The 13,466-nt window shown below is 62.5% G+C and carries 13 protein-coding genes; all 13 read right to left on the bottom strand.

The features are described 5' to 3' along the window. Positions 1-78: 78 nt before the first annotated feature. Positions 79-990, bottom strand: coding sequence for a protease modulator HflC (gene hflC, locus D0T21_RS00450; protein ID WP_116987919.1), 912 nt, complete (start codon positions 988-990; stop codon positions 79-81). Continuing rightward, positions 990-2,285 (bottom strand): FtsH protease activity modulator HflK, encoded by a 1,296-nt coding sequence (gene hflK, locus D0T21_RS00445; protein WP_229211276.1) that lies wholly within the window; start codon positions 2,283-2,285, stop codon positions 990-992. The genes hflC and hflK overlap by 1 nt, the downstream gene beginning before the upstream one ends. 17 nt (positions 2,286-2,302) lie before the next feature. Next, on the bottom strand, positions 2,303-3,487 hold the full coding sequence (hflX, locus tag D0T21_RS00440) for a GTPase HflX (protein ID WP_116987917.1): 1,185 nt from the start codon (positions 3,485-3,487) through the stop codon (positions 2,303-2,305). A 48-nt stretch (positions 3,488-3,535) separates the two neighbouring features. Next, positions 3,536-3,772 carry an RNA chaperone Hfq gene (gene hfq / locus D0T21_RS00435; RefSeq protein WP_008450615.1) on the bottom strand — a complete coding sequence of 79 codons (237 nt, stop codon included), beginning with the start codon at positions 3,770-3,772 and terminating at the stop codon, positions 3,536-3,538. Positions 3,773-3,955: 183 nt separating this feature from the next. After that, positions 3,956-5,302, bottom strand: coding sequence for a ribosome biogenesis GTPase Der (der, locus tag D0T21_RS00430; RefSeq protein ID WP_116987916.1), 1,347 nt, complete (start codon positions 5,300-5,302; stop codon positions 3,956-3,958). Positions 5,303-5,306: 4 nt separating this feature from the next. Next, positions 5,307-6,443, bottom strand: a complete 1,137-nt coding sequence (gene bamB / locus D0T21_RS00425) for an outer membrane protein assembly factor BamB (RefSeq protein ID WP_116987915.1) — start codon at positions 6,441-6,443, stop codon at positions 5,307-5,309. A 47-nt stretch (positions 6,444-6,490) separates the two neighbouring features. Then, the gene (locus D0T21_RS00420; RefSeq protein ID WP_116987914.1) at positions 6,491-7,144 is read right to left on the bottom strand and encodes a tetratricopeptide repeat protein; all 654 of its coding nucleotides are present in this window, start codon (positions 7,142-7,144) and stop codon (positions 6,491-6,493) included. 52 nt (positions 7,145-7,196) lie between these two features. Continuing rightward, positions 7,197-8,540 (bottom strand): histidine--tRNA ligase, encoded by a 1,344-nt coding sequence (gene hisS, locus D0T21_RS00415; protein WP_116987913.1) that lies wholly within the window; start codon positions 8,538-8,540, stop codon positions 7,197-7,199. After that, entirely contained in the window at positions 8,527-9,798 is a 1,272-nt protein-coding gene (gene ispG / locus D0T21_RS00410; protein ID WP_116987912.1) for a flavodoxin-dependent (E)-4-hydroxy-3-methylbut-2-enyl-diphosphate synthase, read from the bottom strand. The genes hisS and ispG overlap by 14 nt, the downstream gene beginning before the upstream one ends. 20 nt (positions 9,799-9,818) lie before the next feature. Next, a complete protein-coding gene (locus tag D0T21_RS00405) occupies positions 9,819-10,814 on the bottom strand; it encodes a helix-turn-helix domain-containing protein (protein WP_116987911.1) in 996 nt (331 codons plus the stop codon). A gap of 13 nt (positions 10,815-10,827) precedes the next feature. Then, positions 10,828-11,649 carry a type IV pilus biogenesis/stability protein PilW gene (gene pilW / locus D0T21_RS00400; RefSeq protein WP_116987910.1) on the bottom strand — a complete coding sequence of 274 codons (822 nt, stop codon included), beginning with the start codon at positions 11,647-11,649 and terminating at the stop codon, positions 10,828-10,830. Next, positions 11,649-12,821 carry a 23S rRNA (adenine(2503)-C(2))-methyltransferase RlmN gene (gene rlmN / locus D0T21_RS00395; RefSeq protein WP_116989299.1) on the bottom strand — a complete coding sequence of 391 codons (1,173 nt, stop codon included), beginning with the start codon at positions 12,819-12,821 and terminating at the stop codon, positions 11,649-11,651. The genes pilW and rlmN overlap by 1 nt, the downstream gene beginning before the upstream one ends. A 72-nt stretch (positions 12,822-12,893) precedes the next feature. Continuing rightward, on the bottom strand, positions 12,894-13,301 hold the full coding sequence (gene ndk, locus D0T21_RS00390; RefSeq protein ID WP_008450630.1) for a nucleoside-diphosphate kinase: 408 nt from the start codon (positions 13,299-13,301) through the stop codon (positions 12,894-12,896). Between the last annotated feature and the right edge of the window lie 165 nt (positions 13,302-13,466).

The following is a 13,466-nucleotide window of genomic DNA, read 5'->3' as shown; positions in this document are numbered from 1 at the left end:
TACACCGGATGTCATCGCCGCGCAGGTGGGAATCCATACTGACTATGGATTCCCACCTTGCGGGAATGACTATACAACTTATTTTTTGGCAGGAGCCGCTGCCGGGCCGGCGGCGCCGGAGCCCTTGAAGTACTTGAAGAAGTCCGAACTCGGATCCATCACCATCACATCGCTGCGATTCTTGAAGGTGGCGCGGTAGGCTTCCAGGCTACGGTAGAACTTGTAGAACTCCGGGTTCTTGCCGAACGCTTCGGCGTAGATCGCCGAGGCCTTGGCATCGCCCTCGCCGCGGATCTGCTCGGCGTCGCGGTAGGCTTCGGCGATGATCACGGCGTGCTGGCGGTCGGCGTCGGCGCGGATCTTCTCCGATTCGGCGCTACCGGTCGAACGCAGTTCATTGGCCACGCGGGTACGCTCGGCCTTCATGCGCTCGTACACCGAGTTGTTGATCTGTTCAACATACTCGACGCGCTTGAGGCGCACGTCGATGATCTCGACGCCGATCTGCGACGATTCCGCCACCACCTTGGCGCGGATCGCTTCCATCACCTTGCCGCGCTGGCCGGAGATCACTTCGCCCACGGTGCGCTTGGTGATTTCCTCGTTCAGCGCCGCCTTGACGATTTGCGACATGCGGTCGCGGGCGCGGCCCTCGTCGCCGCCGAAGGTCACGTAGTACAGCTTGGGCTGGCTCTCGGCGCGGCCGATGCGCCACTTGACGAAGCTGTCGACCAGGATGTTCATCTTCTCGGCCGTGATGAAGCGCTCCGCGTCCGGGGTCTCGATGGTCATGATGCGGTTATCGAGGTAGACCACGTTCTGGAACGGCGGCGGCAGTTTGAAATGCAGGCCTGGTTCGCGAATGACTTCCTTGATCTGGCCCAGCGCGAACACGATGGCGTACTTGCGCTGGTCGACCACGAACATGGTGGACGACAGCAGCAGGAACGCGACGAAGGCCGCTATGAGGGTACTGGCTATGCGGTTCATTAACGACCCTCCCGTTCACGTAAGGCATCGCGGGCGCGTGAATCGCGCTGGCGACTGACTTCCACCTGCGGCATCACTTCGGCCGGCAGCGCGGACGACGATGACGAGGAGGCAGCCTGCGAGGCGGCGCGGGCGGCAGCGGCGGCGCTGTCGGTGGCCGCGGCCTGGGCGATCATTTTATCCAGCGGCAGGTACAGCATATTGCTGCCGGACTTGGCGTCGACCATCACCTTGCTGGTGCTGGTGAAGATCTGCTGCATGGTTTCCAGGTACATGCGGTCGCGCGTGACGCCGGGCGCTTTCTGGTACTCGGCCAGCACCTGCTTGAAGCGCGAGGCGTTACCGGTGGCGTTCTCGGTGATCATGGAGCGATAGCCCTCGGCTTCCTGCAACAGGCGCGAGGCGCTGCCGCGTGCGCGGGGAATCACGTCATTGGCGTAGGCCTGGCCTTCGTTCTTCTGGCGCTCGCGGTCCTGCCCTGCGCGCACGGCATCGTCAAAGGCGACCTGCACCTGCTCCGGCGGCTGCACCGCCTGCAAGGTCACGTTCGACACCAGTACGCCGGAAGCGTAGCGGTCGAGGATCTGCTGCATCAGCTGCTGGGTTTCGAGGGCGACCTTGTCGCGGCCCTCGTACAGCACGAAGTCCATCTTGTTCTTGCCGACGATTTCGCGGATCGAGGTCTCGGCCACCTGGCGTACGGTTTCCTCCTCGTCGCGGTTGTTCACCAGCCAGGCCACCGGGTCTTTCAGCTTGAACTGCACGGCGAACTGGATGTCGATGATGTTTTCGTCATCGGTCAGCATCAGCGATTCGCGCGCCTGCTTGTTCTTGATGTTGTTGCGGTAGCCGATTTCCACCATGCGCATCTGCGAGACCTTGACGGTTTCGTCGCTCTGGAACGGATACGGCCAGCGCCAGTTGAAACCGGAGCCGGTCACATGGCTGATCTTGCCGAAGGTGTAGACCACGCCGGCCTGGCCTTCCTGCACGATGAAGGAGCCGCTGGCGAGCCAGATCAGCGCGATCACGGCGCCGATCGCGCCGGCCGTGGCGCGCATGCCGGCCAGGTCGGGACGACCGCCGCCACCGCCATTGCCGCCGCCGTTACCGTCGGGACGATTCTTCTGGCCGAAGAAGCTGTTCAGGCGCTGATTGAAATCGCGCCACAGCTGCTCCATGTCAGGCGGCCCTTCGCCGGGCTTCTTGCCTTCATTGGCTTGCGGCTTGCCGTCTTTTTTGCCCGAGCCCCATTGGGGATCGTTCAGCGACAGCTTCAGGCCGAGACGTTTCATAAGTGACGAGACACGCATTAGTGTGATCCGACATGAGTGAGGGTGGGACTGCTATCCGGTTCCGCTGCGGGTTCAGCTGATTCTTCGTCTGCTTCGGCATCGACGTGGTAGGCCTGATTGAGCCGGGCACCCGGCGCATTCTTGGCCCATTCCACGATGGCGCCGCGCAGAAGGTCAGTTCCCTGACCGGTGCGGGCGCTGAGGAAAACGCGGGAAATCTTATCATATTCATCCCGCTCGACCGACGGCTCCAGCCCGGCGGCGTCGATCTTGTTCCACACCAGGATCTGCGGGATATGGTCCGCGCCGATTTCCTTGAGCACCAGGTTGACCTGCTCGATCTGCTCCATGCGCACCGGCGACGAAGCGTCGACGACGTGCAGCAGCAGGTCGGCATGGATGGTCTCCTCCAGCGTGGCGCGGAACGCCGCCACCAGCTGGTGCGGCAGCTCGCGCACGAAACCGACCGTGTCCGAGATCACCACGTTGCCCACTTCCTGCCCCATGTACACACGGCGCGAGGTGGTGTCCAGCGTGGCGAACAATTGATCTGCGACATACACGCCAGCCTTGGTGACGGCGTTGAACAGCGTCGACTTGCCAGCATTGGTATAGCCGACCAGCGACACCGAGAACGTCTGGCTGCGGCCGCGCGAACGGCGCTGGGTTTCATGCTGCTTGCGCAGCTTGTCCAGGCGCGCGCGCAAGGCCTTGACCCGCTCGCCGATCAGGCGGCGGTCGGTCTCGAGCTGGGTTTCGCCGGGGCCGCGCAAACCGATACCGCCTTTTTGACGCTCGAGGTGAGTCCAGCCGCGGATCAGGCGCGTGGCCAGATGCTGCAGCTGAGCCAACTCCACCTGCAGCTTGCCCTCGTGGGAGGCGGCGCGCTGGGCGAAGATGTCGAGAATCAGGCTGGTGCGGTCCAGCACCCGGATGTTCAGGCGCTTTTCCAGGTTGCGCTGCTGGGCAGGCGACAAGGCGTGATTGAAGATGACGATTTCGATGCGGTGATCCAGCACGGCCAGACCGATTTCATCGGCCTTGCCGCTGCCGACGAAATAGGCGGCGTCCGGGGAGGAACGCTTGGCCGTGATCGTCGTCACCGGTTCCGCGCCTGCTGAGCGAGCCAGCAGGTTCAGTTCCTCGACGCTGGCGGCAAAGTCGCCCTGACCGAAATCGATACCGACTAGAGCTGCGCGCATACGACGGTCAAGGCTGGGCGAGTTGAGAAGAAGCTGTGTTGCAAGCGCTTATTCCGCTTCGGATTCAATGTTGAGGTTGACGGCGCGTGCCGGTACCACGGTGGAGATGGCGTGCTTATAGACCATCTGGGTCACGGTGTTACGCAGCAGTACGACGTACTGGTCGAACGATTCGATATGACCCTGCAGCTTGATGCCGTTGACCAGGTAGATCGAGACAGGAACATGCTCTTTGCGCAAGGCATTGAGGAATGGGTCTTGTAACAGTTGCCCTTTGTTGCTCATAACAGCTCCATTTTATGTTGTTGTGTTGGAATTGGAGGCGAAACGCTTAATTTCAAGTACGTGGCCCAGCGAAAGTCAAACAATTTTCGCTGAAACACCGTTCGCCACGCCGGGAATGGTGCTTCTAAGCCACTGTAACCTGTTTTTGCCTTTTTTGCAGGGCGCACCTGCAAAAAAAACCGCTTATTTCGACTGAGTTTTTGCGAATGGATTCTTACCGGTGCGCAGTTCGATGCGCAGAGGCGTGCCCACCAGCTGGAAGGTGTCGCGGAAATGCTTTTCCAGATAGCGCTTGTACGGCTCGCCGACCGCGTCCAGGGCATTGCCGTGGATGACGATCACCGGCGGATTCATGCCGCCCTGGTGCGCATAGCGCAGCTTCGGACGGATCGAACCCTTGCGGCGCGGCTCCTGCTTCTCCACGGCCTCGATCAGGGCGCGGGTCAGCTTAGGCGTCGACAGGTTGCACATGGCGGCGGCGTAGGCCGATTCAACCGACTTCATCAGTGGAGCAATGCCCTGCGACTTCAACGCCGAGATGAAGTGCATCTTGGCGAAGGACAGGAAGTCCAGCTTGCGGTCGATGTCGATCTTGATCTCGTCGCGCTCGTCGGTGCGCAGGCCGTCCCACTTGTTGACGGCGATTACCAGCGCGCGGCCTGTCTCCAGCACGAAGCCGGCGATGTGGGCGTCCTGCTCGGAGATGTCCTGCTGGGCGTCGAGCATCAGCACGACGACGTTGGCTTCCGAGATCGATTGCAGGGTTTTGACGACCGAGAATTTCTCGATCGCTTCGAACACCTTGCCGCGGCGGCGGATGCCGGCCGTGTCGATCAGCGTGTACTGCTTGCCTTCGCGCTCGAACGGAATCTCGATCGAGTCGCGGGTGGTGCCCGGCATGTCGAAGGCGATCACGCGCTCTTCGCCCAGCAGGGTGTTGATCAGCGTGGACTTGCCGACGTTCGGACGGCCGACCAGCGCCAGCTTGATGCCGTGCTCGGTCTTTTCCAGTTCCTCGGGATCGTCCGGACGCTGGGCGAAGGCCAGGTCCAGCGCCTCCTCCACCAGGTCGGCGACGCCGTCGCCGTGTGCCGACGAGATCGAGTAAGGCTCGCCCAGTCCCAGTTCGTAGAAGTCGGCGACGACAGAGGTGTAGCGCATGCCTTCCGACTTGTTCACGACCAGCATGACCGGACGGCCGCTTTTACGCAGGAAGTCAGTAATGGTTTTGTCATGCGGCGTCAGGCCCTGGCGGCCGTCGACCAGGAACACGACGATGTCGGCTTCGGCCACGGCCTGCTTGGTCTGCAGCGCCATCTGATGCATGATGCCTTCCTTGGCGACCGGCTCGAAGCCGCCCGTGTCGATGACGAGGAAGGGACGTTCGCCGACACGGCCCTCGCCATAGTGACGATCGCGCGTCAACCCAGGCAAGTCCGCCACCAGCGCGTCGCGCGAGCGGGTCAGACGATTAAACAAGGTCGATTTCCCTACATTGGGTCGACCCACTAGTGCGATTACCGGCTTCATTTTATTACTCGACCGCGAGAGCGGTCACTGTCCCTGATTGGGTTTGGAAAATCAAATTCGTGCCGGCGATGACAGGGTCCGATTGGATCGGGCTGCCGTCGGTCGCGGCGCGACCTATTAATGCGCCATCTTCCCGTGACAGGAGATGGACATAACCCTGGTAGTCGCCCAAGGCAATTGCACGGCCGTAGGAAACTGGCGTCGACAGGCGGCGGTAAGCCAGCTTGTCGTTCTTCCAGGCGTTGCTGCCGTTTTCACGGCTGTAGGCTGCAACTTCACCTTTGTCGTCGGAGACGAATACAAAACGCTGGTCCACCGCCACGCCCACGTCGGACGAAGCAGGCTTGCTCCAGTGCGGTGCACCGGTGATGGCGTCGTAGCAGGCCACGCGGCCCTGGTACGACACGGCGCAAACATCTTTTTCCAGCACCACCGGAGTGCCGGCGATGTCGGTGACGCGTTCCAGCTCGGTGGCGCCGCGCGGTTCGCCGACCACCACTTCAAAGCGCTGCAGGCCGGTGGCCAGCACCAGCGCCAGCAGCTTGCCGCCCGGCTGGGCCACGTACACATTCGGACCGTTGACCACCATGCCCGGCGCGTTGCGCAGGGTCAGGGCCGGCGTGGTGCGGGTGACGTTCCAGCGCTTGGCGCCGGTCTTGGCGTCATACGCGGTGATCAGGTTGTCGACGCTGCGCACGATCACCATGCCGCCGCCCACCACCGGCGACGACAGCACTTCGCTCGACGCCTGGGCTTTCCACAGTTGCTTGCCGCTGGCGTCATACGCGAGGATAACACCCTTGACGCCGCCGACCACAATCACCTCGCCGTCGCTGCCGACGCCGGCGGTCAGGTCGGTGCCAGTCTTGATGCGCCATTGTTCCTTGCCGGTGGCCGCGTTCAGGCGCGCCAGCGCGCCGTCGGCGTCGGCCACGTACAGGCTGTCGCCCACCAGCGCCGGGGTAAAGACGGCGGTGCCGGCCTTGCCCATCGAGTATTTCCAGACCGTCTTGGGCGTGGTGCCGCCCTTCAGCTCCACCAGCGGCGCCGGCAGGTTCTTGGTTTCTTTGGACGAGAACAAGGAACAACCGGCCAACATCGCAAACACGCTTGCAGCAATAACTTTTTCGGTAATACGCATTTTTTAACCTTGATCTGGAGGCGCCGGCAGCGGCCGGCGCCGATGAATTACGCTGCGTCCTTGGCGGCTGGCACGGAGCCGCCGATGGCTTCAAACTTCAGCTGGATCAGCTGACGGCCCGGGTTCTTCTTGTCGGTGGCGTCCAGCGCGGCCTGGTAGGCGGCGCGGGCTTCCACCAGCTTGTTCTGCGCGACCAGGATGTCGCCCTTGCGGTCGGCCACGGAGCCGGCGAACTGCGGCGCCACGTCGCCAGCCAGCACCTTCAGCGCTTCATCGTAGGCTTTCTCGTCCAGCAGCAGGCCGGCCAGGCGTACCTTGGCCACCGACTTGAACTCGTCGCCGCCATGCTCCGCCGCCCATTGCAGCTGGGCCTTGGCCGATTTCAGGTCGCTCGCTTCGAAGCTGCTCTTGGCCGCCACCAGTGCGCTCATCGAGGCGTAGGCGGTGTTGCCGAACTTGCTTTCCATGTCGCCGGCGGCGCGCAGCACCTTGGCGTTGTCTTTCGCGTTCACGGCCGCCTGCACTTCGTCGTACAGCGCCGCGGCTTGCGTCGCCTGGTTGCGCTGGTAGTAGTTCCAACCGGTGAAACCCGAATACGCGGCCAGGCCGGCGATCAGCACCCACGAGGTCAGATTGCCGTACTTGTCCCACCATGCTTTGAGGGTTGCAATTTGTTCTTGTTCTTCGAGATCGTATGCCATGTCGTTTCGTCTACTAGAGGTTAAGTAAATGCGGGTTTATAAATAGTACGGCTTAGTGATTGCAATGCTCGTCGTGCACGTGGTGGTGATGGTCGCCGCTGTCGGTGATCTGGTCGACCACGAAATCGACGACGTCGTCGAACGGCACCGTCGACTGCTGCGCTGCGCCCTCTTCCGCGCGCATCGCCTTGACGCTGGCGGTGTGGTTGGCGACTTCGTCTTCACCGATGATGACGGCGAACGAGGCGCCGCTGCCATCGGCTTTTTTCATCTGGGTCTTGAAGCTGCCAGGGCCATTGGCGGTCGAGGCGTGCATCACCACGTCCAGGCCGGCGTCGCGCAGGCGCTCGCCCAGCACGAAGGCTTGCAGCTGCGCCGCCTCGCCCTGATGCACCAGGTAGACGTCGCACTGGTCGGGAGCCGACGGCTCGCCGGCTTCCTTCATCAGTTCCAGCAGGCGCTCGATGCCCATGGCGAAACCGACGGCGGGCGTCGGCTTGCCGCCGAAGGAGGCGATCAGCGGATCGTAACGGCCGCCGGCGCACACGGTGCCCTGTGAGCCCAGTGCGTCCGTCACCCATTCGAACACGGTGCGGTTGTAGTAATCAAGGCCGCGCACCAGGCGCGGGTTGATCACGTAAGGGATGTTGTTGTGGTCGAGGATCTTGCGCACGCCGTTGAAGTGCGCCAGCGATTCCTCGCCCAGGTAGTCCAGCAGCTTCGGCGCGGCGGTGACGATTTCCTGCAGCGCCGGATTCTTGGTGTCCAGGATGCGCAGCGGGTTGCTGTGCAGGCGGCGCTTGGCTTCGGCGTCCAGCACGTCCTCGTGCTTTTCCAGGTACGCGATCAGGTCGACGCGGTGGCGCGCGCGCTCTTCGGCGTCGCCGATCGAGTTCAGTTCGAGGCGGATGTTTTCCAGGCCCAGGTCATCCCACAGGCGGCGGCACAGCATGATCATTTCGGCGTCGATGTCCGGGCCGTTGAAGCCGACGGCTTCGCAGCCGAACTGGTAGAACTGGCGATAGCGGCCGCGCTGCGGACGCTCGTGGCGGAACATCGGGCCCGTGTACCACAGGCGCTTCGGACCTTCGTAGACCAGGTTATGCTCGATCACCGCGCGCACCGTGCCGGCCGTGCCCTCAGGGCGCAGGGTCAGCTTGTCGCCGTTCATCGAGTCCTCGAACGAGTACATTTCCTTTTCCACGATGTCGGTCACGGCGCCGATGGCGCGCGCGAACAGCGCGGTGTTTTCCACGATCGGCGTGCGGATCTGCTGGAAGCCGTAGCTTTGCACCACCGATTGCGCGGTGTTCTCGAACAGCTGCCACAGATGCGAGTCGGTCGGCAGGATGTCGTTCATGCCTTTGACGGCTACAATTTTTTCAGTTTTGGACATATTCTTTGCTGTAGTTCTTTTTCACGTAATTCAGTACGATTTCCTGGAACTCTTCAACGATGCGCTCACCGCGCAGCGTGGCGAACTTGGCGCCGTCGACGAACACCGGCGCGGCCGGCGATTCGCCGGTGCCCGGCAGGCTGATGCCGATGTTGGCGTGCTTCGATTCGCCAGGGCCGTTGACGATGCAGCCCATCACGGCCACGTTCATCGCCTCCACGCCCGGATAGGTCTTTTTCCACTCCGGCATCTGGTCGCGCAGATAGGTCTGGATGTTGTCGGCCAGTTCCTGGAAGGTGGTCGAGGTGGTGCGGCCGCAACCCGGGCACGCGATCACCATCGGCGTAAATTTGCGCAGGCCCATGGTCTGCAGGATCTCCTGGCCGACCACCACTTCCTTGGTGCGGTCGCCGCCCGGTTCCGGCGTCAGCGAGATGCGGATGGTGTCGCCGATGCCCTCTTGCAGCAGCACCGACAATGCGGCCGTCGATGCGACAATGCCCTTGCTGCCCATGCCCGCTTCGGTCAGGCCCAGGTGCAACGGATAGTCGCAGCGCTTGGCCAGTTCGCGGTACACGGCGATCAGATCCTGCACGCCCGAGACCTTGCACGACAGGATGATCTTGTCGCGGCCCAGGCCCAGTTCTTCGGCGCGCACGGCGTTCTCGATGGCGGAAGTGATCAGCGCCTCGTACATCACCGCCTGTGCGGACCACGGCTCGGCGCGGCCGGCGTTTTCGTCCATGATGCGGGCCAGCAGCGCCTGATCCAGGCTGCCCCAGTTGACGCCGATGCGTACCGGCTTGTCGTAGCGCGCGGCCACTTCGATCATCTGCGCAAACTGCGTATCGCGCTTGGCGCCCTTGCCGACGTTGCCCGGATTGATGCGGTACTTCGACAGCGCCTTGGCGCATTCCGGATAATCGTTCAGCAGCGTGTGGCCGTTGTAGTGGAAGTCGCCGACCAGCGGCACGTCGATCTCCATCTTGTCCAGCTGTTCGCGGATGTACGGCACCGCGGCGGCAGCTTCGGGACGGTCCACCGTCAGGCGCACCAGCTCCGAACCGGCGCGCGCCAGCTCCTTGATCTGAATCGCGGTTTCGATCACGTTGGCGGTGTCGGTGTTGGTCATCGACTGCACCACCACGGGGGCGTCGCCGCCCACCCAGATCTTGCGCTGGCCGTGCATCACCAGCACGCTGCGGCTGGCGCGGCGATTCAATGGTCCCGAAGGAATAGCTGTTTGCGTTGAAGACATGATCGTTGTACTCGTACTGATTATTTGATGTTCACGCGCGAAATCGTACCGCCCGCGACCGGCGGCAACGCCAGCGGCGCGCCGCCCAGCGTGGCTTCCACGCCAGTCGGTTTGCCGACGATCAGCAGCGCCGGATCCTTGATGTCAAAGGTCTCGGTGCTGCCGGCTTTCACCAGCCGCGAAATCAGCGGCGTCGTGCCCGGGCGGCGGATTTCCACCCACGAATCCTGCGTCACCTTCAGCACCAGCTGGGTGCCGTTGGCCGCCACCGCAGCTGCGGCAGGCGGCGATACTTGCGCGACCGGCGCGGCCGGAGCCGGCGCTGGTGCCGGCACTGCGGCGGCCGGAGTGGTCGTCGCTGGCGCTGGCGCCGTATCCGTGGCGGAGCCTTGCGGCGGCACCGAAATCAGCGGCACGCTTGGCGACTGCAACGGCGCCGTTTCCTGGCCCGGCTTCAGCAGCGCGGTTTCGATCGGCGCGACCGGCACGTCGGCCGGCTTGGTCGCCTCTGCGGCCGCGCTTGCGCTGGCCGATGCATCCTTGTCCGAACGCTGGAACAGCGTGGCCGGGATCAAACCGGTCTGGTAGGCATACGCGCCGGCGGCGGCAACCACCACCACGACCGCCACGCCGACCAGCCATGCGGCCGGGCCGGGCGAACGTCCCGTCATCGACGGGAAGCGCGACTCGGTGAAGGTGGCGGCGATTTCCTTGCGCGGCGGCGCAGCCTCGTGGCTGGTCGGCGAGATCACTTCGATCATCGCCACCAGCGGCGTGGCGTCTATCTTCACGACCTTGGCATAGGCGCGCACAAAGCCGCGCACCACAGCCATATTCGGCAGCGCGGCGTAGTCGCCCGCTTCCAGCGCCTTGACCTGGCGCGGCGCCAGTTTCAGTTGGTCGGCAATCTGTTCGACCGTCAGCCCCATCGCTTCACGCTGGGCTGCCAGTTGTGCTCCGGGCGTGGCCAGGCTGCTGCCCTGGTCCTTTGGCGGTTCTGCCCACTCTGAATTCATTGGTATCCCTGTCTCACTCATCAAACGCCCCACGTTGATAAGCAGCATACTCGGTCGAACCGGGGTGGTGGCGGCGCAATTGCGTCGCCCAGCTGGTTTCCGCACCCGTGTCGCCCACTCTATGCTGCACCTTAATCCCGAGCCACAGCACATCGGCCGTCAGGCTCTCCATCTTTGCCACCTTGTTCAGACGGGTAATGAAGAAATTGGCGCGCACATAATCGCGCTTTTCAAAATAAACCCGCGCCAGATTGGCGTTGGTGGCCGGCAGGTCGGGCGTCAACTGCAAGGCTTGCAGCAGATAACGCTCCGCGCTGGCGTAGTCCTTGATCTTCAATGCGCAGGAACCGGCGTTGTTCGCGGCGTTGGCCGGCGAACGGTAGGCACGGTTGCCCAGGGCTGCATCGAACAACGGCAGCGCCTCGGCCACGCGGCCGGCCTGACACAGGAAGGAGCCGTAATTGTTGGCCAAATCCGGATTCGCCGGCGCCAGCTTGCGAGCGCGAACGAAGTTGTCTTCGGCCAGGCCGTTCTCGCCCATCGCCTGGTAAATCAGGCCGCGCATGCCGTAGCCGTCGGCGTAGTTCGGATCGGCCGCCAGCGCCAGCTTCACTTCGTCCAGCGCGAAGGTGTACTGCGCCTGCTCGAAGTAGCCGACCGCCAGCTGCATGCGGATCTCCACCTTGCGCTGGGCGGCGGTCTGGTCCGACACGGTGGTCAGCTCGGCCTGGCCGCTCTTGCCGCGTTCAGGTCCTGGCGACGCACAGCCGGCCAACGCCCCTGCCGCGCACAAGGCGACGAGACTGAGCCGGCTACGCTGCGCCAGGAAGGTCATCAGGAACGGATCTCCACGATCTTGCCGAAGTCAGCGCCGAATTTCTGCTGGTACTCGGCCATCTTCTCCATGCGCTGGGCGACCTTGGTGCGGTCCTGGACTTCGCCGGCCAGCTGGCCGCAGGCGGCGTCGATATCGTCGCCGCGCGTCTTGCGGATGGTGGTGACGATGCCGCCGTCGACCAGGATCTGGGCGAAGGCCTTGATGCGCGGGTTCTTGGAGCGCAGCAGGCCCGATTCCGGGAAGGGATTGAACGGAATCAGGTTGAATTTGCAGTTGACGCCGAACTCGCGGTCCTGCACCAGGGCCAGCAGTTCACGGGCGTTCTCGTCGGAGTCGTTGACGCCGTCGAGCATGCAGTACTCGAAGGTGATGAAGTCGCGCGGCGCAAATTCCAGGTAGCGCTTGCAGGCGGCCATCAGCTCTTTGAGCGGGTATTTTTTGTTCAGCGGGATCAGGCTGTCGCGCAGCTTGTCGTTCGAGGCGTGCAGCGAGACGGCCAGCGCCACCGGCACTTCCTGCGACAGCTTGTCCATCATCGGCACCACGCCGGAGGTGGACAGGGTCACGCGGCGGCGCGACAGGCCGTAGGCGTTATCGTCCAGCATCAGCTTGAGGGCGGTGGCGGTCGGCTCGAAGTTCAGCAGCGGCTCGCCCATGCCCATCATGACCACGTTGGTGATCTGGCGTTCGCCTTTCGGGCCTGGCTCGATGCCCTTGGTGCGACGCAGTTCGAATTCCGCCATCCACAGCTGGCCGATGATTTCGCCGACGGTCAGGTTGCGCGAGAAGCCTTGCTTGCCGGTCGAGCAGAAGCGGCAGTTGACGGCGCAGCCGGCCTGGGTCGAGATGCACAGCGTGCCGCGGTTTTCTTCCGGGATGAACACGGTTTCGACCGCGTTGCCGTTGCCGACGTCGACCAGCCATTTGCGCGTGCCGTCGGTGGACGTGTGGTCGCTGATGACGGCCGGCGCCGTGACGTGGGCGCGGGTTTTCAGTTTGTCGCGCAGCGACTTGGCCAGATCGGTCATGCTGTCGAAATCCGACGCACCGAATTGGTGGATCCAGCGTTGCAGTTGCTTGGCGCGGAACGGCTTCTCCCCCAACTCGGCGCAATAAGCGATAAGTTGCGCGGGATCGAAGTCCAGCAAGTTGGTCAGAGGTGCGTTCATATTCAGGTTCAAAACAGTACTAATCATTTTTTCCGTTTCCGCACCGCGGCGCGGAAACGGATCTACTAAAAATTACTTACCGAAGAAGTAAGCGATTTCAACTTGGGCGGCTTCGACAGCGTCGGAACCGTGAACAGCGTTAGCGTCGATCGAATCGGCGAAGTCGGCGCGGATGGTGCCCTTGTCAGCCTTCTTAGGATCGGTAGCGCCCATCAGTTCGCGGTTTTTCAGGACTGCGTTTTCGCCTTCCAGAGCTTGGATCATGACTGGACCGGAGACCATGAAGTCAACCAGATCCTTGAAGAAGCCGCGCTCTTTGTGTGCAGCGTAGAAGCCTTCAGCTTCTTCACGCGACAGTTGCTTCATTTGAGCAGCAACGATCTTCAGGCCAGCGCCTTCGAAACGGCTGTAGATTTGGCCGATTACGTTTTTTGCAACTGCGTCTGGTTTGATGATCGACAGGGTGCGTTCGATTGCCATTTAAAAAACTCCAATAAAAAGAAAGGTTTAAAACAAAATTGATAACTCAATCAACCTTTGATTTTACCATAGAACACCCCATATACCGAGAATCGGGCGTAGATAAGCTTGCAAGAGCGGCCATATATTAGGACTATGGCTAGATTAAGCCATCTTTAAGCGGGT

It is taken from the genome of Duganella sp. BJB476 (genome assembly GCF_003416895.1).
GTDB lineage: Bacteria > Pseudomonadota > Gammaproteobacteria > Burkholderiales > Burkholderiaceae_D > Rugamonas.
Note: the sequence above shows the minus strand (reverse complement) of the source record. Positions and strands in the feature narration are given on the sequence as shown.